At 72.6% G+C, this 19,777-nt stretch carries 19 protein-coding genes; 13 read left to right on the top strand and 6 right to left on the bottom strand.

Annotated elements, in window-relative coordinates:
• The first annotated feature begins 160 nt into the window (after positions 1-160).
• The gene (locus HQN59_RS16350) at positions 161-1,156 is read left to right on the top strand and encodes a PEP-CTERM sorting domain-containing protein (protein WP_217704169.1); all 996 of its coding nucleotides are present in this window, start codon (positions 161-163) and stop codon (positions 1,154-1,156) included.
• 202 nt (positions 1,157-1,358) lie between these two features.
• The gene (locus tag HQN59_RS16345) at positions 1,359-2,207 is read left to right on the top strand and encodes an MBL fold metallo-hydrolase (protein ID WP_176070181.1); all 849 of its coding nucleotides are present in this window, start codon (positions 1,359-1,361) and stop codon (positions 2,205-2,207) included.
• Between the two features lie 84 nt (positions 2,208-2,291).
• Here HQN59_RS16345 and HQN59_RS16340 read toward each other — a convergent pair whose 3' ends face one another.
• The gene (locus HQN59_RS16340) at positions 2,292-3,338 is read right to left on the bottom strand and encodes an NADP-dependent oxidoreductase (protein WP_176070180.1); all 1,047 of its coding nucleotides are present in this window, start codon (positions 3,336-3,338) and stop codon (positions 2,292-2,294) included.
• 91 nt (positions 3,339-3,429) lie between these two features.
• Entirely contained in the window at positions 3,430-4,320 is an 891-nt protein-coding gene (locus HQN59_RS16335; RefSeq protein WP_342451226.1) for a DMT family transporter, read from the bottom strand.
• A 292-nt stretch (positions 4,321-4,612) separates the two neighbouring features.
• Here HQN59_RS16335 and HQN59_RS16330 point away from each other — a divergent pair, with 292 nt between their 5' ends.
• Positions 4,613-5,662, top strand: a complete 1,050-nt coding sequence (locus tag HQN59_RS16330; protein ID WP_176070178.1) for an SDR family oxidoreductase — start codon at positions 4,613-4,615, stop codon at positions 5,660-5,662.
• Between the two features lie 97 nt (positions 5,663-5,759).
• On the opposite strand, the gene HQN59_RS16325 is transcribed toward HQN59_RS16330, so the two are convergent.
• Positions 5,760-7,118 (bottom strand): hypothetical protein, encoded by a 1,359-nt coding sequence (locus tag HQN59_RS16325; protein WP_176070177.1) that lies wholly within the window; start codon positions 7,116-7,118, stop codon positions 5,760-5,762.
• Positions 7,119-7,463: 345 nt separating this feature from the next.
• Between HQN59_RS16325 and HQN59_RS16320 the strand changes: the two genes are divergently transcribed.
• The 3 genes from HQN59_RS16320 (at position 7,464) to HQN59_RS16310 (ending at position 9,126) form a co-directional block, all read left to right on the top strand.
• Positions 7,464-7,910 (top strand): potassium channel family protein, encoded by a 447-nt coding sequence (locus tag HQN59_RS16320; RefSeq protein ID WP_176070176.1) that lies wholly within the window; start codon positions 7,464-7,466, stop codon positions 7,908-7,910.
• Between the two features lie 43 nt (positions 7,911-7,953).
• Positions 7,954-8,436 carry an acyl-CoA thioesterase gene (locus HQN59_RS16315; protein WP_176070175.1) on the top strand — a complete coding sequence of 161 codons (483 nt, stop codon included), beginning with the start codon at positions 7,954-7,956 and terminating at the stop codon, positions 8,434-8,436.
• Between the two features lie 72 nt (positions 8,437-8,508).
• Positions 8,509-9,126, top strand: coding sequence for a DJ-1/PfpI family protein (locus tag HQN59_RS16310; RefSeq protein WP_176070174.1), 618 nt, complete (start codon positions 8,509-8,511; stop codon positions 9,124-9,126).
• A 103-nt stretch (positions 9,127-9,229) separates the two neighbouring features.
• Here HQN59_RS16310 and HQN59_RS16305 read toward each other — a convergent pair whose 3' ends face one another.
• Positions 9,230-10,060 carry a class I SAM-dependent methyltransferase gene (locus tag HQN59_RS16305; protein WP_176070173.1) on the bottom strand — a complete coding sequence of 277 codons (831 nt, stop codon included), beginning with the start codon at positions 10,058-10,060 and terminating at the stop codon, positions 9,230-9,232.
• Between the two features lie 230 nt (positions 10,061-10,290).
• Here HQN59_RS16305 and HQN59_RS16300 point away from each other — a divergent pair, with 230 nt between their 5' ends.
• The 4 genes from HQN59_RS16300 to garD all read left to right on the top strand — a co-directional run bounded on the left by HQN59_RS16300 (position 10,291) and on the right by garD (position 14,448).
• Entirely contained in the window at positions 10,291-10,860 is a 570-nt protein-coding gene (locus HQN59_RS16300) for a DNA-3-methyladenine glycosylase (protein WP_176070172.1), read from the top strand.
• 56 nt (positions 10,861-10,916) lie between these two features.
• On the top strand, positions 10,917-11,543 hold the full coding sequence (locus tag HQN59_RS16295; RefSeq protein WP_176070171.1) for a DUF938 domain-containing protein: 627 nt from the start codon (positions 10,917-10,919) through the stop codon (positions 11,541-11,543).
• Between the two features lie 159 nt (positions 11,544-11,702).
• On the top strand, positions 11,703-12,725 hold the full coding sequence (locus tag HQN59_RS16290) for a tripartite tricarboxylate transporter substrate binding protein (protein ID WP_176070170.1): 1,023 nt from the start codon (positions 11,703-11,705) through the stop codon (positions 12,723-12,725).
• 169 nt (positions 12,726-12,894) lie between these two features.
• Positions 12,895-14,448, top strand: a complete 1,554-nt coding sequence (gene garD, locus HQN59_RS16285; RefSeq protein ID WP_246294970.1) for a galactarate dehydratase — start codon at positions 12,895-12,897, stop codon at positions 14,446-14,448.
• 75 nt (positions 14,449-14,523) lie between these two features.
• On the opposite strand, the gene HQN59_RS16280 is transcribed toward garD, so the two are convergent.
• Entirely contained in the window at positions 14,524-15,486 is a 963-nt protein-coding gene (locus tag HQN59_RS16280) for a Bug family tripartite tricarboxylate transporter substrate binding protein (protein ID WP_176070168.1), read from the bottom strand.
• A gap of 171 nt (positions 15,487-15,657) precedes the next feature.
• Here HQN59_RS16280 and ku (HQN59_RS16275) point away from each other — a divergent pair, with 171 nt between their 5' ends.
• The 3 genes from ku (HQN59_RS16275) (at position 15,658) to HQN59_RS16265 (ending at position 18,733) form a co-directional block, all read left to right on the top strand.
• Positions 15,658-16,440 carry a non-homologous end joining protein Ku gene (ku, locus tag HQN59_RS16275; protein ID WP_176070167.1) on the top strand — a complete coding sequence of 261 codons (783 nt, stop codon included), beginning with the start codon at positions 15,658-15,660 and terminating at the stop codon, positions 16,438-16,440.
• Positions 16,433-17,614: a non-homologous end joining protein Ku gene (gene ku / locus HQN59_RS16270; protein WP_176070166.1), complete on the top strand. Its 1,182-nt coding sequence runs from the start codon at positions 16,433-16,435 to the stop codon at positions 17,612-17,614. Before ku (HQN59_RS16275) ends, ku (HQN59_RS16270) begins: the two co-directional genes overlap by 8 nt.
• 165 nt (positions 17,615-17,779) lie before the next feature.
• Positions 17,780-18,733 (top strand): transglutaminase-like domain-containing protein, encoded by a 954-nt coding sequence (locus tag HQN59_RS16265; protein ID WP_176070165.1) that lies wholly within the window; start codon positions 17,780-17,782, stop codon positions 18,731-18,733.
• A 38-nt stretch (positions 18,734-18,771) separates the two neighbouring features.
• Here the strand turns inward: HQN59_RS16265 and HQN59_RS16260 are convergent, their stop codons facing one another.
• Positions 18,772-19,665 carry an FAD-dependent oxidoreductase gene (locus HQN59_RS16260; RefSeq protein WP_176070164.1) on the bottom strand — a complete coding sequence of 298 codons (894 nt, stop codon included), beginning with the start codon at positions 19,663-19,665 and terminating at the stop codon, positions 18,772-18,774.
• Positions 19,666-19,777 lie beyond the last annotated feature (112 nt).

The raw sequence follows: 19,777 nt of genomic DNA, 5'->3' as shown, positions 1-19,777 counted from the left end.
TGGGCAGTTCGTCACCCCCGCGCAGCTAAGTTGTTGATCTGACAGGTACTCGCGAGTCGATGGCACGGTGTCTGCCATAGGCGCCGCGCCGCCCATGAGTGGCGCGCCGCCCCCTGTCGCAACGTCGCGGGGCCGTCACCACACCAACAAGGAGACTCCTTTGACTGCTTCCTGCTCACTGCGTGCACGCGGGACCGCGCTCGCGGCCGCCGCGGCCCTGGCGGTTCTCGGCTCGTTCACAGGCGCCGCGGTCGCCGCGCCGGTGACGCCGAACCCCGGCACCATCCTCTTCATCGGCAACAGCTTCACGTTCGGGCAGGGCTCGGCGGTGCAGACGTACCGCCCGAACACCGTCACCGACCTCAACGGCGGCACCACGATCGGCGGGATCCCGGCGCTCTTCAAGGCGTTCACGTCGCAGGCCGGGCTCAACTACAACGTGTATCTCGAGACGCAGCCCGGCATCGGTCTCGACTGGCACTACAACAACCGTCGCACCGTCATCGACCGGCCGTGGGACAACGTCGTGATGCACACGTTCAGCACGCTGAACGCCAGCGCGCCCGGCAACCCGGCGCAGCTGATCCAGTACACGGGCCTCCTGGTCGACCTGTTCGAGGCGCGCAATCCGAATGTGCAGATCAACCTGATGGCCACCTGGTCGCGCGCCGACCAGACCTATCCGGCGAACGGCGCCTGGTTCGGGCAGGACATCTTCGCGATGTCGCGCGACGTGCGTGCCGGCTACATGGCCGCGGCCGCCGCCAACCCCGAGATCGACAGCGTGATCCAGGTCGGCAGCGCCTGGGACCTGGCGATCCGCGCCATGTTCGCCGACAGCAACCCGTACAACGGCATCGACCCCGGCAAGGTCAACCTGTGGGCGAGCGACAGCTACCACGCCAGCATGTTCGGCAGCTACCTCGAGGCGCTCACGATCTTCGGCACGCTCACCGGCATCGACCCGCGCACGCTCGGCTACGAGCAGGTCGCGCGCGATCTCGGCATCACCGAGGCGCAGGCCCGCACGATGCAGTACCTGGCGTGGGCGAACGTGTTCGCGGTCCCCGAGCCGGGCACCGCGGCGCTGCTCTTCATGGCGCTCGGCGTCGCCGGCGTCGCGGCGCGCCGTCGCAAGGCTGCCGAGACGGCGTGACCTTAGCGGGCGGCGCCACGCCGCCCGCCTGCCGCGGCCAGCGTGGCCGCGGCGTTCCCCGATGGGCTCGATGGCCCCGAGCACGGCCGGCCGCGGGCGACGGTGGCGCGGCGCGGCGGCGATACTGCGCCCGCGCCGGAGCCGGCCCGGCGCTCGACTCCGCAGCCCGTTCCTTTCGCGTGGCCAGCTCGCGCCTTCACGCATGCCTCTCCCCGCGTCGCTGTCCTTCCTCGTCCCCGCGCCCGCGGCGTCGGCGCGCGCGTTGGCGCGCCGCGCCGGCGCATCCGCCGTGCTGGCGGCAGCGCTCGCCGGGTGCGCGGCTCCGACACCTCAGACGGCTGCAACCGCTCTTGCCGCCGGGACGCTGCGCGCCGAGGCGGTCAGGCCCGGCCTCTACCGCGTCGGGGTTGCCGACGGCGGCGCGCTGGTCCGCGTCGGGACGCGCGGCGCGGTCGTCGTCGATCCGGCACGCGCCGCCTCGCATCCCACGCTGCTCACCGAGCTCCGGCGCCTCACCGGGCGGCCCGACATCACGATCCGCGGCGTCGTGCTGACCGCCGCCGGGCCGGGCGTCGGCGCCAATGCGGCGAGCTTCGTCGCCGCCGGCGTTCCGGTGCTGGTGCAGCGGCGCGCGCTGGCCTTCCTCGGCGAGATCGCGCCAGGTGCCACGCCACCGGCGGTGGTGACGTACGACACCGACTACCAGCTCTACGTCGACGAGCTGCAGCTCGAGATCGAGCACGTCGGCAGCGGCCGCACCGGTGCCGACAGCGTGGTCCTGTTCCCCGACCTGCGCGTCGTCGCGGTCGGCGCGTTGTTCACGGACCGCAGCCCGCTCGCCGACTGCGCGTCGGGCGGCAGCCTGGCCGGCTGGACCGCGGCGATCGACCACCTGATGTGGTCGAACTTCGAGCTCGCGGTGCCGGCGCGCGGCGCGCCGGTCGGCAAGCGCGAGCTGCGCGCGTTCAGGGACGAGCTCGAGGCCGCGTCGCGTGCCGGTGCTGCGGGACCCGCCGCCGCAGGCTGCGCGCCGGCCGGCGCCTCGCGCTAACGGCTTGCACCGCCGCCCGGCCGCGGCCGCGTCGGCGTCGTCGCGACGGCCCCCCGGGCGTCGACGCTCGGTCGCGCCGCTCCCTCAGGCTGCGGCGCCGTCGAGCTCGAGGACGAGCTTGCCGAGGTTTTCGCCGCTGAACAGCTTGAGCAGCGTGCGCGGGAAGTCGCGCACGCTGCCGCGAACGACGTCCTCGCGCGAGCGCAGGCGGCCGTCCTTCAGGTAGCCGGCGAGCTCGGCGACGGCTTCGCCGTAGCGGTCGGCGTAGTCGAACACGACCATGCCTTCCATGCGCGCGCGATTGACCAGCAGCGACAGGTAGTTCTTCGGGCCGGCGACTGCCGAGGTGGCGTTGTACTGGCTGATCGCGCCGCAGATCACGACGCGGGCCTTGCGCGCGAGGCGCGTCAGCACGGTGTCGAGGACGTCGCCGCCGACGTTGTCGAAGTAGATGTCGATGCCCTGCGGGCAGTGCGCGCGCAGGTCCTCCTTGAGCGCGCCGCCCTTGTAGTCGACGCAGGCGTCGAAGCCGAGCTCGTCGACGACGAAGCGGCACTTCGCCTCGCCGCCCGCGATGCCGACGACGCGCAGACCGAGGATTCGGCCGAGCTGGCCGACGGTCTGCCCGACCGCGCCGGCCGCGCCGCTCACGACCAGCGTCTCCCCGGCGCGCGGCTGGCCGACTTCCTTGAGGCCGAAGTACGCGGTCATGCCCGGCATGCCGAGCACGTTCAGCCACTGCGCCGGCGTGCCGAGGCTCGGGTCGATGCGGTGCATGCCGGCACTCGCGAGCGTCCTGGCGTCGAGGCGGGCGACGGTCTGCACGCCGAGCGCGCCGGCAACCCAGTCGCCTTCGGCGAAGCCGGGGTGGCGCGACGCCAGCACGCGGCCGACGGCGCCGGCGCGCATGACGTCGCCGATGCCGACCGGTGCGATGTACGACTTGCCCTCGTTCATCCAGCCGCGCATCGCGGGGTCGAGCGAGAGCGCCTCGACGCGCACCACCAGGCCGCCCTCGTCGGGCGCGCCGACCGGCTCGTCGGTGTATCGCCAGACGTCGTCGGTCGGCAGGCCGACCGGGCGGGCAGCGAGGCGGACCTGGTGCGAGATGAGGTCGGAGGGCAGGGGCATGGAAGGCCTTTCGAGGTGGATGGCGGCGCGCCGGCGACGCCGCGCCGGCGCGGGCGGGAGCGCGGCAGCGGCCTCGCCACGGTCGCCAAGCCTAGCCGGCTTCGCGGCGCCGCCACAAGCCGCCCGGCGAGCCGAATCCGGTGACGAGCGCGGTGCCGCCGACGACGATGGCGCCGCCGATCAGCGTGCTCCAGCCGACCGGCTCGCCGAGCACGAGGTGGCCCCAGAGCACGCCGAAGACCGGGATCAGGAACGTCACCGTGAGCGCCGGGGCGGCGCCGATGTCGGCGATGAGGCGGAAGTACAGCAGGTAGGCGACGCCGCTGCAGACGACGCCGATGCCGAGCACCGCGAGCGCCACCGGCAGGCTCGGCACCACCGGGTGCGCGAATGCGGGCAGCGTCGGCGCGATCAGCAGCGTGGCCGCCCACATGCTGCCGTGCGCGTTGGCCAGCGGCTCGATCGCCGGTGCCGAGCGCGCGTAGTGGGTCGCGATGCCGTAGAAGAACGCGGCGCCGAGGCCGGCGGCGATCGCCGCCGCCGCGCCGGGCTGCAGCGTTGCGGGGTCGAAGCCGACCAGCACCGCGACGCCGACCACTCCGAGCGCGAGCCCCGCGGCCGCCGCGCCCGACAGCGATCGGCGCAGCCACAACGCGCCGACGAGCGCCGACCAGATCGGCGCGGTCGCGTTGACGATCGAGAGCAGCGACGCCGAGAGGGTCTGCGCCGCGTAGCTGAACAACAGGAACGGCAGCGCCGAGTTGAGCGCGCCGAGCACCAGGTAGTGCTTCCAGTGCCGGCGGAGGTCGAGCGGTCGCCTGAGCGCGAACGCAACCGCCGCGAGGAACAGCGCGGCGACACCGGCACGCAGCTCGGCCAGCAGCACCGGCCCGAGCGCGGGCGCGGCGATCCGCATGAAGAGGAACGACGCGCCCCAGATGGCGGCGAGCGCGAGGAGGCGGATCAGGCTGGCGATGTTCACGGGCGGTTCGGGGGCGGGCAGGCCTGCATGGTGCCGGCGCGGCGCAAGTGCCGCTCGCCGGATCCGGACCCATCCACACGCGGCCCCCTCCAGGCGAGCGTGAACGGGCACGGCGGTCGCGACGCGCGACGACCCTGCCGGAGCGGGCCGCCGGAGACCCCCCACGACGCGTTCGCCACGCCGTCTCGCAGCCGGCACCGCCGCGCCGGGTCGCACCTCTTGGTGTGCCTTGCCGGTGCCCTGGGCACAGCGGATGCTCCCGCATCGTCTCTGGCAACACGGAGGCATCACCATGGGCAGCACGAGCAGCCGAGCGAATACCGGATCGACAAAGGGGAACGGGATCCGACCCAGGTTCGAGCGCCGCCCGGTCGTCGTGATCCTCGGCGCATCGAGCGGCATCGGCCGCGCCTCGGCACACGCGTTCGCGCATGCCGGCGCCGACGTGGTGCTCGCGGCGCGCAGTGCCGAGGCGCTCGAGGACGTCGCGCGCGAGTGCCGCGAGCTCGGCGCCTCGGCGTCGGTCGTACGGACCGATGCCACCGACGCCGCCGCGGTGCGCGCGCTCGCCGATACCGCGGTGCTGCGCCACGGCCGCATCGACGTCTGGATCAACATGGTGGGCACCGGAGCGGTGGGCCGCTTCGACCGAACGCCGATCGATGCGCACCGGCGCGTGATCGAAAGCAACCTGGTCGGCGGCTTCAACGGTGCGCACGCGGCGCTGCCGCATCTGCGCCACCAGCGCCGCGGCACGCTGATCCAGATGATCTCGGTCGGCGCGTGGACGCCGCTGCCGTACGCGACGGCGTACACCGCGTCCAAGTTCGGGCTGCACGGCTTCGTGCAGGCGCTGCGCGCCGAGGTCGCCGACATTCCCGGCGTGCACGTCTGCGCGGTCTACCCGACGGTGGTCGACACGCCCGGCCTTTCGCACGGGGCCAACTACAGCGGCCACGAGCTACAACCGGGCGGCCCCAAGCTCGACCCGCGCGAGGTCGCGCGGGCGATCGTGCGGCTCGCGCGCGAGCCGCGGCCGACGCTCACGCTCGGGGCCAGCGCCTGGCCGAGCCGCATCGCCCACGCGCTCGCGCCGAACCTGACCGCCCGCATGCTGCGCCTGCTGCTCGGGCGGAGCCTGCGCAAGAGTCCGCCGACCGCGGCGACCGCCGGCAACCTGTTCGCGCCGTCCGTCGGGCACGGCGTCGACGGCGGCCTGCGCGCGCCGTCGGTCGCGGCATCGCGCGGGGCGGCGGGCGGCGTCGCGCTGCTCGCCGGCGGGCTGGCGCTGGGATGCTGGCTGGCGCTCGGCGGCACCAGGGGCGGCCGGGGCTCCGGCTGACGCGACGCATCGGACGCGGCGGCGCTCGCGCCGTCGCTCGGTGTGGCAAGTCGCAGTACGCGCGCACCGGCGGCGCGCCGATTCATCGCCGGAACGCTCAGCCGGCGCCCTCCGCGTCTGACGCGGCGAGCAGATCGTCGGGGTGCAGCATCGCCTCGCGCACGGTGCGGGCGTTGGCGTGCTGGTGCAGCACCGCCACGAGACGCCGTGCCTGCAGCAGATCGCGCCACACCGGCGTCAGTTCGTCGGAGGACGCCAGGGCGCCGTCGAGCAGCCGGGCGGCGAACGCCAGGCACGCCGGCTCGCTGAGCAGCATGCCGCGGCTTGCCGCGTCGAGGCGCTGCGGGTGGTCGGCCGGGGCGTCGCAGCAATAGAACACCGTCGGCGGCAGCGCCGACGCCGGCGGCTGCAGCCGTCGCAGCGAGTCGCCGTCGAGTGCGACCATGCCGTCGCGCGTCGGGAAGCGATAGACGCTGCCTGCGCGGGCCTCCGCGAGGCGGCGCAGCCCGCGCCACAGGCGCGGCAGGTCGGCATGGGCGGCCTCGGGCGACGCCTTCGCTTCGACGAGCAGGCAAAGCTCGCCGTGGTCGGCGGTCGCGGCTTCGCGCACGAGGGCGGCGTCCCACTCGTTCTTGGCGCGCACCGGGTCGCCGGGGTAGCCCTTCGGCACCAGCAGCCCGCCGACCGCACGGTGCCGGGGGCCGACGGGATCGGCCGCATCGAGCCGCGTCGCGACGGCGGCGAGCGCGGCCAGCGTGCGGGCCTCCGTCGCGGCGCCGCGGCGCTTGGCTTGCTTGCCCGTCGATGCGGCTCCGGCGCTGCCCGCACGCGGCCCGCCGTCGCCACGCAGCGACTCGTAGTGCCGGACCGCGGGCGTGGTCGCCAGCTCGGCGGCGCGCACGAGCCTTGCGATCGCCGGGTGCGCGCGGACGCGCTCGAGTGCCGTCGCGTCGACCGCGGTCGCGTCGGCGTGCAAGGCGTCGAGCGCGCGCGTGACGGCAGGCCAGTCGTCACGCGCGGCGAGCGCGTGCAGGCCGGCCAGACCGTCGCGCCAGGTGCCCGACGGCAGCGCGCGCAGCTTGCCCGGGTGCGCCAGCGCGTCGACCGCCGCGCGCGCGGCGCGGCGATCGCGCTCGTGGCGGGCGGCGAGCCGCGCATGGGTGCCGACCTCCGGCGCTCGCACCTGCAGCACCGCGGCCTGGAACGCGGCGTCGCCGGTGCCGGGCTGCAGCGCGCTTCGGATCAGCGCGTCGAGCGCCGCCGTGAACGCATGGCCCAGCTCGGCCGCGGGCGTCGCACCGCGTGCGAGCGCCTCCCGCGCGTGCTCGATCGAGAACGCGAGCGCGCTCGCCGGCCCTTCGGCCGCGGCCTCCTCCACGCTCGCGGGCAGGGCGGGCAGGGCGTAACGCCGCGGCGCGCGGCGCAGCGCGGCGAGGAGCAGGGCTTCGGCGGACATCGCGTGACGCAGTTGGTCGGCGATGTTGCCTTGCCGGCATCGCACGCGGCCTGCGGGCGGCGGCATCCGAGGTTCCATTCGCCCGGAGACGACCCGAGGCGTCGACCTCGACGCCGTGAGCCGCACCGGCTCGAAGGTTCCGGACGACGGCATCCTCACCGTGCAGGCCGGCAGTGCGCACCCGCGACGGAGCAGCCCTGCGCCGCATCGTGAGCGCCGACCGCGGCAAAGACGTCGCAGCGATGCGGCCCATGCGCTGCGAGCGGTTGGCCTCTTGAACGAGGCGTGGCCTCATACTCGCAACGGCCGGGCACCGGCGTCACCTGATTCGTTCCGCCTGCACGCATGTACGAGGACTGGATCGCGAACCTGGCCGTGGCTGCCACCACCGGGCTTGCCGTCGCGCTCTGCATCCTGACCCACTACGAGGGGCTGCTCGGCCTGTCGCGGCGGCTCGCGGTGCGGGTTCGCGACCAGCGCATGAAGGTGTTCTACGCCATCGTTTCGTTGCTCTTCCTGCACGTGGCCGAGATCTGGATCTTCGGTATCGCGTTCTGGGGGCTGCTCGAGTGGCCGGCGTGCGGAGCGCTGACGGGCCGCGCGCATCCTCTGCTCGATGCGGTCTACTTCTCGGCGATCACCTTCAGCACGGTGGGCTACGGCGACATGGTTCCGAGCGGCCCGGTACGGCTGCTCGCAGGCACCGAGTCGCTGGTCGGGCTGGTGCTGATCACCTGGTCGGCGTCGTTCACCTATCTGGAGATGGAGCGCTTCTGGAAGCCTCGCGGCTAGCCGGCATCGGACAATCGACCGGCGCACGCATCAGGAGGTCGCGATGGAGTTACCCGCTCACCAATTGGCCATGACGGTGCTGATGACGCCCGACACCGCCAACTTCGCCGGCAAGGTGCACGGCGGGACGCTTCTCAAGCTGCTCGATCAGGTCGCCTATGCGTGCGCGAGCCGCTACGCCGGGCGCTACGTGGTGACGCTCAGCGTCGACCAGGTGACGTTCAGACAGCCGGTCCACGTCGGCGAGCTCGTTACCCTGCTCGCGTCGGTGAACCACACCGGAACCTCGTCGATGGAGGTCGGCATCAAGGTCATCGCCGAGGACATCCGGACGCAGCGTTCGCGGCACGTCAACAGCTGCTTCTTCACGATGGTCGCGGTCGACGACGAGGGCAAGCCGGTGCCGGTTCCGGCGCTGCGCCCGTTCTCGCCGGACGAGCGGCGCCGGCACGCGGCCGCGATCGTCCGCAAGGAGATGAGAATCGAATCCGAAAGGCGCTTCGCCGAGCTGCGCGACGAGCGCTGAGTGCGCGCACCGTGCCGATCTAACTTCCGCCGCGGCCACGCGTCGCCTGCTGCCCGACCCGACCCTCCGACCATGCACATCGCCATCCTGACCTTCGACGGCTTCAACGAGCTCGATTCGCTGATCGCGCTCGGCATCCTCAACCGCGTGAAGAAGCCGGGCTGGCGTGTCTCGATCGCGAGCCCGACGTCGCGTGTGCGCTCGATGAACGGCGTCGTGATCGAAGCGCAGGCCTCGCTGCACGACGCGATTGAAGCCGACGCGGTGCTGGTCGGCAGCGGCATGCAGACGCGCGAGGTGGTCGCGAGCCCGGCGCTGATGGCACAGCTGCGGCTCGACCCGGCGCGCCAGCTGATCGGCGCGCAGTGCTCCGGCACGCTGGTGCTCGCGAAGCTGGGGCTGCTCGACGGCGTCGCCGCGTGCACCGACCTCACGACGAAGCCCTGGGTCGAGGAGGCCGGGATCGCGGTGCTGAACCAGCCGTTCTTCGCCAACGGCAACGTCGCGACGTCGGGCGGCTGCCTGGCGTCGCAGTACCTCGCGGCGTGGGTGATCGCGCGTCTCGAAGGCGTCGCCGCGGCCCGCGATGCGATCCACTACGTCGCGCCGGTGGGCGAGAAGGACGAGACCGTCGCGCGGACGATGCGCAACATCGCGCCCTACCTCGAGCCGGCAGCCGCGGCGGCCTGAACCAGAGCCCGGCGCTGGGCGGCGCCAGCGGCGCCGGCGGCGCTGGGCGTCCGTGAGACCGCGGCGACCGGGCAGGCCCAGCGCTCCGCGCCGGAGCAGCCGCTCAGGGCCGCGTCGCGATGAAGCGCTTCTGCGTGCCGTCGGCCAGCGTGACGGTGCCTTCCATCGGCCCGCCATGCCCGGTGCTGCCCTGGAAGCGCGCCGTTCCCCCGTCCTGCGGCACGGCGAACGAGACGCGCGGGCCTTCGACCCGGGCGTCCTGCAGCGGTACCTGGCTGCCGCCGCGCTCGAGGTGGCCCTCGAGCGCCTGGTAGCGCTGGACGAGGTGCACCGCGAGCTCGGGCTGGCCGTCGACGCGCACGCTCCATCGACCCGCCACCTTGGCCGGCACGATCCACAGGTGCGCCTGGCGGCCCTCGAGGTCGTCGGTCCGATCGGGCTTCCAGTCGCCCATCTGGAACTGGTGCGAGGTGACGCGCGTGCCCGGCTTCATGTCGAGCAGGATCGGGCGCAGTTTCTCGTTGAGGTGCGGCAGCAGGTAGAGCGTGATCACGTCGGCGTCGGAGAAGTCGCTGGCGAAGATGTCGCCCTGCCGGAAGTCGACCTGCACGCCCTGCGCCTGCGCGTTGCGCTTGGAGAGCGCGACCATGTCGGGGTTGAACTCGATGCCGCGCGCGCGGGCACCACGCTTGGCGGCCGCGATGGCGATCTTGCCGTCGCCGGAACCGAGGTCGACGACACGATCGCCGCTCTTCACCTGCGCCAGCTCGAGCATCCGTTCGACCACGGCGTCGGGAGTCGGCACCCAGATCACGTCCTTGCCTGCCTGGCCGACCGTCGGCTCGAAGGGTTTGGCGGCGGGCTGCGCGCAGCCCGTGAGCACGAGCAGGGCGGCGGCTGAAGCGGTGAGCAGGCGGCGGCGGAACGTAGTCATGGCACTCCTCGTTGTGAAGCTCGGGCCGGTCGAATGGCTGGCGGGTGATGAATGGGGCGCTCCGAGCGCGCGAACTCGGCGTCAATGCGCGCTGCGGCCGCGGGCTCGGCGTTCGCTTGCAGGGCGTGTCGCCCGGGCCGCCGAACCGGCGCGTGAGCGTATCGGGATTCCGCGCGTTGCACACGCACGGTTGCGCAGGGCGCGGTGCGGGCCCCCTTATCCTCGGCGCCATGCCGATCGACTTCGAGCGCTCCTCCATCGACGTCGCGCGCGCGCTGATCGGCGTCGGCGTGTTCGTCGACGGCGTCGGCGGCCGCATCGTCGAGACCGAGGCCTACGACCAGGCCGATCCGGCGTCGCACAGCTACGCCGGCCACACCGCGCGCAACGCCGCGATGTTCGGACCGCCGGGCCGCGCCTACGTCTATCGCTCGTACGGCATCCACTGGTGCCTCAACTTCGTCTGCATGCCGGCGGGTCACGGCGCCGGGGTGCTGATCCGCGCCGTCGAGCCGATCGTCGGGCTCGAGACGATGCGCGCTCGCCGCGGCGTCGACGACGAAAGGCTGCTCTGCTCGGGGCCCGGGCGCCTGTGCCAGGCGCTCGCCATCGACCATGGTTTCAACGGCATGCGGCTCGATCGGCCGCCTTTTCGTCTCGTCGCGCCGGAGCAGCCGGTCGAGGTCGCGGCCGGCGTGCGGATCGGCATCAGCAAGTCACGCGAGCTGCCGTGGCGCTTCGTGCTCGCCGGTTCGCGCTTCCTCAGCAAGCCGCTGCCGACGGTGCGGGAGGCGGCGTGAGCGCGCGACGGTGCCGCCGCGGCCTTGCGCCGCGCGAGCGGGGACGGCGTCGCGCCATGAGCGACCTGCGCCGCCACAGCCCGGCCGCGGCGCGCAACCGCGCGCCCATCCTCGCCGAGTTGCAGCGCGTGCTGCCGGCGCGCGGCACGCTGCTCGAGGTGGCGAGCGGAACCGGCGAGCACGCGGCCTGGTGCAGCGCGGGCCTGCCGGGTTGGCGCTGGCTGACGAGCGACGTCGACCCAGCGGCATTGGCGTCGATCCGCGCCTGGTGCGCCGGGCTCGAACGGGTCGAGCCGCCGCTGGAGCTGGACGTGAGCCAGCCCGGCTGGCCGGGCGTGCCGACCGGGCTGGACGCGATCTTCTGCGCCAACCTGATTCACATCGCGCCGTGGACGTGCTGCGTCGGTCTGCTGCACGGCGCCGCCCGCCACCTCGCGACCGACGGCGTGCTCGTCACCTACGGCCCGTATGTCGAGGCCGACGTCCCCACCGCGCCGTCGAACCTGGCGTTCGACGCCGATCTGCGCTCGCGCCATCCGGGCTGGGGCTTGCGCCGCCTCGACACGGTGGCCGAGGAAGCAGCGGGCGCCGGGCTCGTGCTGCGCGAGCGCGTGGCGATGCCCGCCAACAACCTGCTGCTGGTGTGGGCGCGAGCGGGCGCCGCGCGGGTCGCCGCGCCGTGAGTTCGCGCGGGTCCACCACGACCGCGGAGCCGCCGCCGGCCGACCTGCGCCGTGTCTCGTGTTTACCCGTGGCGCTGGCCCGACGGCGAGCCCGCGGGTTACCCTGACGCCCGCCATCGGCCGCGACCCGCGGCGGTCAACCCCTCCTGGAGCATTCCGATGAACGTCGTCAGTCCCCACGCGCCCGTCGTTGCGCACGCCGCGTCGCGGCCGCGCCGTCGCCTCGTCGCCGCCGGACTCGCCGTGGCAGCCGGCCTGCTGCCCGGTGCGGTGCTGGCGCAGGACGCCTGGCCGTCGAAGCCGATCCGCATCGTGGTGCCGTTCGCCGCCGGCGGCACCAGCGACATCCTCGCGCGTGCGTTCGGCGACAAGCTGCAGGCGTCGCTCAAGCAGACCGTGATCATCGAGAACAAGGCCGGCGCCGGTGGCGTGATCGGCGCCGACACGGTGGCCAAGGCGCCGGCCGACGGCTACACGCTGCTGCTCGGCACGATCGCGACCCACGCGATCAACCCGGCACTGATGCCGAAGATGCCGTACGACGCGCTGAAGGACTTCGCGCCGGTGTTCCTGATCGGCGGCATCTCGAACGTCGTGCTGGTCGGCGCCGAGTCGCCGTACAAGTCGGTGCGCGACATCATCGCGGCCGCCAAGGCGAAGCCGGGGGCGGTGAGCTTCGCGTCGGCAGGGCAGGGCACCTCGCAGCACATGTCGGGCGAGACCTTCAAGCTGCTCGCCGGCGTCGACATGACGCACGTGCCGTACAAGGGCAGCGCGCCGGCCATCCAGGACGTGATGGGCGGGCAGGTGCCGATGAGCTTCGAGACCGTGACGGTGGCGGCGCCGCACATCGCCTCGGGCAAGGTGCGCGCGCTGGCGGTCACCTCGGCGCGCCGCAGCCCCGCGCTGCCGAACGTGCCGACGCTGCAGGAGGCGGGCATCCCGGGCTTCGACGTGGCGAGCTGGCAGGCGTTCTACGTGCGCGCCGGAACGCCCTCGGCGATCGTGCAGCAGCTCAACGCCGAGCTCGAGCGCATCGTCGCCCAGCCCGACATCAAGGCGCGCATGGAGCAGCTCGGCGTCGAGCACAGCCCCAACACGCCGGTGCAGTTCGCCGAGTTCAACCGCAACGAGCTGGCCAAGTGGCAGAAGGTCGTCAAGGAAGGCAAGGTGCAGCCGTGACGCCTTGCATTCGACGGCCGCGCTCCCGCGCTGCCGGCCACGCGCCGGACCGGCACTGACAGGAATCCCGATGCTGCAGACCGGCAACGCCCCGGCGGGCGGCCATCCGCCCCAGCTCTCGCCCGAAGGCCCGACGCGCGCGCCGGCCAAGACGCCGGTCGTGATCGCCATGCACGAGCGCGACAACGTCGCGATCGTCGCCAACGACGGCGGCCTTGCCGCCGGCACGACGTTGCCGTCCGGGCTGGTGCTGCGCGACCACGTGCCGCAGGGCCACAAGGTCGCGCTGGTCGACCTCGCGGCCGGCGACGCGGTTCGCCGTTACGACGTGCCGATCGGCTATGCGATGAAGGCGATCCCCGCGGGCAGCTGGGTCCACGAGCGCCTGCTCGAGATGCCTGCGGCGCGCGCGCTCGACGACAGCCTGCCGATCGCGACGGTGCGGCCCGAGCCGCAGCCGCCGCTCGAGGGCTACACGTTCGAGGGCTACCGCAACCCCGACGGGTCGGTCGGCACCCGCAACATCCTCGCGATCACCGAGACCGTGCAGTGCGTCGCCGGGGTGGTCGACTTCGCCGTGAGGCGCATCAAGGCCGAGCTGCTGCCGCGCTTTCCGAACGTCGACGACGTGGTCGCGCTCGAGCACGGCTACGGCTGCGGCGTCGCGATCGACGCGCCCGATGCGGTGATTCCGATCCGCACGCTGCGCAACATCAGCCTCAACCCGAACTTCGGCGGCGAGGTGATGGTGGTGAGCCTCGGCTGCGAGAAGCTGCAGCCCGAGCGCCTGCTGCCGCCCGGCAGCATCGCCCTCGTCGACGAGCGCAACGTCGCCGACATCGGCGTCACCGCCGAAGCGGGTCTCGACGTGGTCTGCCTGCAGGACGAGCAGCACGTCGGCTTCGAGTCGATGATCGACTCGATCATGGACGCAGCGCTGCTGCACCTCGAGCGCCTCAACGACCGGCGCCGCGAAACGGTGCCGGCGTCCGAGCTCGTGGTCGGGGTGCAGTGCGGCGGCAGCGACGCGTTCTCGGGCGTGACCGCCAACCCCGCGGTCGGCTATTGCACCGACCTGCTGGTGCGGGCCGGCGCGACCGTGATGTTCTCCGAGGTCACCGAGGTGCGCGACGGCATCGACCAGCTCACCGCGCGCGCCGCGACGCCCGAGATCGCCGAAGCGATGATCCGCGAGATGGCGTGGTACGACGCCTACCTCGGCCGGGGCCGCGTCGACCGCAGCGCCAACACCACGCCCGGCAACAAGAAGGGGGGCCTTTCGAACATCGTCGAGAAGGCGATGGGGTCGATCGTGAAGTCGGGGAGCGCGCCGATCGCGGGCGTGCTGGCGCCCGGCGAGAAGCTCTCGAGCAAGGGCCTGATCTATGCCGCGACGCCGGCGAGCGACTTCGTCTGCGGCACCCTGCAGCTTGCCGCCGGCATGAACCTGCACGTCTTCACCACCGGCCGCGGCACGCCGTATGGTCTGGCGCAGGTGCCGGTGATCAAGGTCGCGACGCGCAGCGACCTGGCGCGGCGCTGGCACGACCTGATGGACGTCGACGCCGGCCGCATCGCGACCGGCGAGGCGAGCATCGCCGACGTCGGCTGGGAGCTGTTCCGCCTGATGCTCGACGTCGCGAGCGGGCGGCGCCAGACCCACGCCGAGCGCCTGAAGCTCGCCAACGCGCTGGTGCTGTTCAATCCGGCGCCGGTGACCTGAGCGCCGACGACAGCGGCGCGGCGGACGAGCCGGTGCGAGCACCGCCGCCGCTCGCCGCGGCGTGCGCCACCCGCCTCAGTCCACCGTGATCTTGCCGGTCTCGATCACCTTCTTCCAGCGCGCGAACTCGGCCTGCTGGAACGCGGTGAACTGCGCCGGCGTGTTGCCGACGATCTCGAAGCCCAGACCGACGAACTGCTGCTTCACCTGCGGATCGTTGAGCGCGGCGACGGCTGCGGCGTGGAACTTGTTGCGCGTGTCGGCGGGCAGACCCCGCGGCGCGGCGATCGCCTGCCACGAGTAGACGTCGACGCCCTTGACGCCGGCCTCGGCCATGGTCGGAACCTCGGGCAGCACCGGCGAGCGCTTGTCGCCCGTCACCGCGATCGCGCGCAGCTTGCCGGCCCGCACGTGCTGCAGCACCGCATTGACGTTCTGGAACGACGCGTCGACCTGGCCGCCGAGCAGGTCGCTGATCGCCGGTGCGCCTCCCTTGTACGGAATGTGGGAGCCGCTGGTGCCGGTCTGCTGCCAGAACAGCGCGGCCGTGAGGTGGTCGCTCGAGCCGTTGCCCGAGGACGCGAAGCTCATCTTGCCGGGGTTGGCCTTGCCGTACGCGACGACGTCGGCCAGCGTCTTGTGCGGCGACGCCGCAGGTACGACCAGCACGTTCGGCGCCTGCACCGCAACCGTGATGTAGTCGAAGTCCTTGAGCGCGTCGTACGGCATCGGCTTGATGAGGTGCGGGGCGATCACCAGTGGCCCGAGCGAGGTGACGAGAAACGTGTAGCCGTCGGGTGGCGCGCGGCGCACCTGGCTCGCGCCGATGGTGCCGGTGGCGCCCGCGCGGTTCTCTATCACGAAGGTCTGGCCGAGTCGCTCGCCGAGCTTGGGCGCGATCGCACGGGCAACCTGATCGGTCGAGCCGCCGGGCGGGAACGGAACCACCAGCGTCACCGGATGGTCGGGCCACGTCTGGGCCTGTGCGCCGAGCGCAGCGGCAAAGGCGAGCAGCAGGGTGGCGAGCGGTCTCTTCATGACTGTTCCTGGTCGAGGTGCGACGAATCGCGGGCAGCGATGCGCCCCGCACCTTAGCGTCGCAGCGCGCGTCGTGCATCGGGGTTTGCGTCTGTCGCGATCGCCGAAACCTCGCACAATCGGCGGCATGCCTGCCGACGCCGCCGCACCATCGACTGAAAGGGACGCCTCGTGAGCGCCCGCGCGATGTGGAAGGGCCGCGTCGTGATCGGCAAGCACGAGGTGCCGGTCAAGCTCTATTCGGCGGTCCAGGACCAGGCGGTGCATTTCCACCTGCTGCACGACCAGGACCTCACGCCGGTCGAGCAGCGCATCGTGCGCAAGGACAACGGCCAGGAGGTGCCGAGGGAGGCGCAGCGCAAGGCGTTTCCGGTCGACGACGGCACGGCCGTGATCCTCGAGCCCGACGAGCTCGAGGCCCTCGAGCCCGACGCCGGCCGCGCGATCTGCCTGCTGCGCGTCGTGCCGCGCGCGGTGCTCGGCGACCAGTGGCTCGACCGTCCGTACTACCTCGGGCCCGACGGCGACGACGGTGCGTACTTCGCGCTCGCCAAGGCGCTGGGCGGAAACGAGCGTGTCGCGATCGCGCGCTGGGTGATGCGCGACAAGCGCTACCTCGGCGCTCTCGCGGTCAGCGGCGGTTACCTGCAGATGACGACGCTGCGGCGCGCCGAGCAGGTGCTCGCGGTGCCGTTCGTGCGGCCCGACAAGGCACGCACGCCGTCCGATGCCGAGATCAAGCTCGCCGAGCAGCTGATCGATTCGATCACCGGCGCGTTCGAGCCCGAGCAATGGCGCAACGAGTCGCGCGAACGCCTCAAACAGCTGATCGATGCCAAGGCCAAGGGCACCAAGCTGCGCGTCGTGAAGGCCGAGCCGAAGCCGGCGACCGACGACCTGGCGGCGAGCCTGCGCGCCAGCCTCGCCGCGACGCAGGGGAAGAAGGTTGCCTGACGCGAAGGCTGCCGCCGCACCGGTCCGACCATTCTGGTCGGGCACCATCACGTTCGGCCTGGTCAGTATTCCGGTCGACCTGCTCGCGGCGGCACGCCCGCGCCGCAAGTCGATGAAGCTGGTCGATGCCGAGGGGCATGCGCTCGGCCGGCGCTACTACTGCCCCAAGCACGACAAGGTGCTCGGCAACGACGAGCTGGTGCGCGGTTACGAGACCGAGTCCGGCAAGATGGTCGTCATCACCGACGAGGAGTTCGAGTCCGCGGCGCCCGAGAAGTCGCGCGACATCGAGCTCAGGAGTTTCGTGCCGCTCGACGCGATCCCGCCGTCGTTCTTCGATCGGCCGTACTTTCTGGCGCCCGACGAGCGCGCCGGCAAGGCGTACGCGCTGCTCGCGCAGACCATGGAGCGCGCCGGCAAGGCCGGCATCGGCAGTTTCGTGATGCGCAGCCACGAGTACCTGGTCGCGATCCTGGCCGAGAACGGCATGCTGCGCGCCGAGGTGCTGCGCTACGCCGACGAGGTGCGAACGCCCGAGACGATCGGCCTGCCGGCGCCCGTCGACGCCCCCGCGTCGCTGGTTCGCGAGCTCGGCAAGGCGATCGACGCACTTGCCGAGGACGCGCTCGATCCGGCGGAAATGGAAGATCTCGAGGCCGGGGAGCTGCGCAAGTTCGCCGAAGGCAAGGCCAAGTCCGGCCAGGGCGTGATCTCGCTCGAGTCGCTCGAGGACCCCGACGACGACGGCGAGGGCGGCGGGCAGGTGATCGACCTGGTTGCGCTGCTTCGCAAGTCGCTCGGTACGGCGACGCCGGGCGAGCCGGCGGGCGCCGCCGAGGGCACGGCAGCGGCGAAGAAGGCCGGCCGCGCGGGTCCGGCGCGGGCGCCGGGGTCGGGCGGGGCGGCAAGTGAGGCGCCGGCGAAGACGCCGGCCGCGAAGAAGGCGGCTGCCAAGAAGGCACCGGCCAAGGCAACGGCCGAGAACCCGCCCACGAACAAGGCGCCGACGAAGAAGGCGCCGGTCAGGAAAGTGGCTGCGAAAAAGGCGTCTGCCGCGATCGCGCCCGCGAAAAAGGCTGCTGCGAAGAAGTCGGGAGCGAAGACCGCCAGGGGCGCTGGCGCGACGTCTGCCGCGAAGACGGTCGCGAAGAAGAGCGGGCGCAAGGCCGCCTAGCGGCAGGGTGGTCGGCACTGCCGACGCGCGCCGGGCCCAGGCAACCGCACCGGCCCGCCCGCGGGTCGGCCTCGGATACCCGGCGCCAACGGCGCACCACGACCACATGTCGCCAACGCGCATGGAGCGTGGCTTGCCACCCGCCCGATGACTCCCGGGAACATCATGATTCGTCTGGAACTCGAGCTCGAGCTCAACTATCAGGTGCGCGATGCACGCGGCGCGGACTTCGTGTTCAACGTGCAAGCGGCGCCGACCGCGCATCAGGTCATCGACGCCGAGCGCCTGCTGCTCAGCCAGCCGATCACGCCGGACGTCGCCGACGACCCGCTGACCGGCACCCGCTTCATGCGGCTGCACGCCGAGGCCGGGCCGCTGCAGGTTGCATACGCGGCCACGCTGACGCTGCACCACCATCGCGCCGAGCCCGACACGCTGGGCGAGGTACCGGTGCGGCACCTGCCGCCCGAGGTCATCCCGTACATCTATCCGAGCCGCTACTGCCAGTCCGACCGGCTGCTCAAGCTGGCGTTCGACGAGTTCGGCGGCCTCTGGCCCGGCTACAGCCGTGTCCTCGCGATCCAGCACTGGGTGCAACGCCACGTCACGTTCACGTCGAACACCACGAACTCCTCAACCTCGGCGATCGACACGCTGGTCGAGCGGGTCGGCGTGTGCCGCGACTTCACGCACCTGATGATCGCGCTCTGCCGCGCCCTCAACATCCCCGCGCGCATCGCCACCGGCACCGATTACGGCGCCGATCCGGCGCTCGGTCCGCCCGACTTCCACGCCTACGTCGAGGTCTATCTCGGCGACCGCTGGTACCTGTTCGACGCGTCCGGCACCGGTGTTCCGATGGGCTTCATCCGCATCGGGACGGGACGCGATGCCGCCGATGTCGCGTTCGCGACGATCTTCGGCAACGTGCTCGCGAACCCGCCGGTGATCCGCATCCGCGCCCTCGAAGGTCCGGGGCTCGAGTCGCCGCAGCACGTGCGCGAGGCGCTGTCCACCGATGGCCCGGTCAGCCCCTCGCTGCCCAGCGGCGCCGCGGCCGATGCCGCCGGCGGCGCCCCGGGGGCGCTGGGCCCGCCCACCTGGCAGTTCCCCGACTAGCCCTGCGCAGGCCGTCGCTGCGCTCGCGCCCTTCTCGGCTATGCGGGCTTGCGCAACGCCTGGTGGATCGCCGCTGCCGCGATCGCAGCACCGCCGCTCGCGACCGAGATCTGGTTGAGACCCGACGCGACGTCGCCGGCCGCGTAGAGCCCGGGCACGCTGGTCTGCTGGTGGCGATCGGTCGCCAGGTAGCCGGCGGCGTCGACCTCTGCGCCCAGCCGGACGGCGAGATCGGCGTGCACCCGCATGCCGAACGCCGAGTACACCGAGTCGCAGACCGTCTCGGCGTCGCCGTGGCATACCGTGACGCGCTGCTCCCAGAGGCGCAGGCTCCGCACCGGCTCGGCGACCCAGCCGATGCCGGCCGCGGCGAGGCGGCGCCGATCGTCGTCGCCGATGCCCGCGGCGCCTGCCGCCATGAAGACCGTGAGGCGGTCGGTGAAGTCGCGCAGGTAGAGCGCCTCGTTGACCGCCGGGCGCCCGTCGCCGATCACGCCGACTGCCTGCCCGACCACCTCGAACCCGTCGCACACCGGGCAATAGCGCAGCGCGCCGTCGCGCAGCGCCTCGGCGGCGTACGGCAGCGGCGGCTCGATGTCGCTGGCGCCGGTGGCGAGCAGCACGGCGCGGGCGCGCAGCGCGCCGTCGACCCAGGTGACGACGAAGCCGTCGCCTTCAGGCTCGATGCGCTCGACCTCGCCCACCGACGTCGCGATCGCATAGCGCTCGACCTGCGCGCGCAGGCTGGCCAGCAGGTCGGCGCCCGCGATGCCGTCGGCAAAGCCCGGGTAGTTGTGCGAACGCGGGATCTTCGCGGCGCGGCTGCGGCCGGCATCGACGACGCGCACGCTGCGGCAGAAGCGGGCGAGATAGGTCGCGCCGATCAGCCCGGCCGGCCCGCCGCCCACCACCACCACGTCCGTTCGATCCACGCTGACCCCTTCGCTGCAGGGCGCCGCAGCATTCGGGGTGCCCGCGGCGGAGTGACGACGATCGTTTGATGGTGCGCTCCGGGTTCACCCGCGCGACCGTTGCCCGATCACG

Origin of the sequence: Rhizobacter koreensis (assembly GCF_013366375.1) — a bacterium.
Classification (GTDB): Bacteria; Pseudomonadota; Gammaproteobacteria; order Burkholderiales; family Burkholderiaceae_C; genus Schlegelella_A; species Schlegelella_A koreensis.
This window is presented reverse-complemented; position numbering and strand designations above follow the sequence as displayed.

Coding starts and splice junctions, on each gene's coding strand:
- HQN59_RS16345 (WP_176070181.1), top strand. CDS start 1,359: ATGCCTCTCCCCGCGTCGCTGTCCTTCCTCGTCCCCGCGCCCGCGGCG.
- HQN59_RS16340 (WP_176070180.1), bottom strand. CDS start 3,338: ATGCCCCTGCCCTCCGACCTCATCTCGCACCAGGTCCGCCTCGCTGCC.
- HQN59_RS16330 (WP_176070178.1), top strand. CDS start 4,613: ATGGGCAGCACGAGCAGCCGAGCGAATACCGGATCGACAAAGGGGAAC.
- HQN59_RS16325 (WP_176070177.1), bottom strand. CDS start 7,118: ATGTCCGCCGAAGCCCTGCTCCTCGCCGCGCTGCGCCGCGCGCCGCGG.
- HQN59_RS16320 (WP_176070176.1), top strand. CDS start 7,464: ATGTACGAGGACTGGATCGCGAACCTGGCCGTGGCTGCCACCACCGGG.
- HQN59_RS16315 (WP_176070175.1), top strand. CDS start 7,954: ATGGAGTTACCCGCTCACCAATTGGCCATGACGGTGCTGATGACGCCC.
- HQN59_RS16310 (WP_176070174.1), top strand. CDS start 8,509: ATGCACATCGCCATCCTGACCTTCGACGGCTTCAACGAGCTCGATTCG.
- HQN59_RS16305 (WP_176070173.1), bottom strand. CDS start 10,060: ATGACTACGTTCCGCCGCCGCCTGCTCACCGCTTCAGCCGCCGCCCTG.
- HQN59_RS16300 (WP_176070172.1), top strand. CDS start 10,291: ATGCCGATCGACTTCGAGCGCTCCTCCATCGACGTCGCGCGCGCGCTG.
- HQN59_RS16295 (WP_176070171.1), top strand. CDS start 10,917: ATGAGCGACCTGCGCCGCCACAGCCCGGCCGCGGCGCGCAACCGCGCG.
- HQN59_RS16290 (WP_176070170.1), top strand. CDS start 11,703: ATGAACGTCGTCAGTCCCCACGCGCCCGTCGTTGCGCACGCCGCGTCG.
- garD (WP_246294970.1), top strand. CDS start 12,895: ATGCACGAGCGCGACAACGTCGCGATCGTCGCCAACGACGGCGGCCTT.
- HQN59_RS16280 (WP_176070168.1), bottom strand. CDS start 15,486: ATGAAGAGACCGCTCGCCACCCTGCTGCTCGCCTTTGCCGCTGCGCTC.
- HQN59_RS16265 (WP_176070165.1), top strand. CDS start 17,780: ATGATTCGTCTGGAACTCGAGCTCGAGCTCAACTATCAGGTGCGCGAT.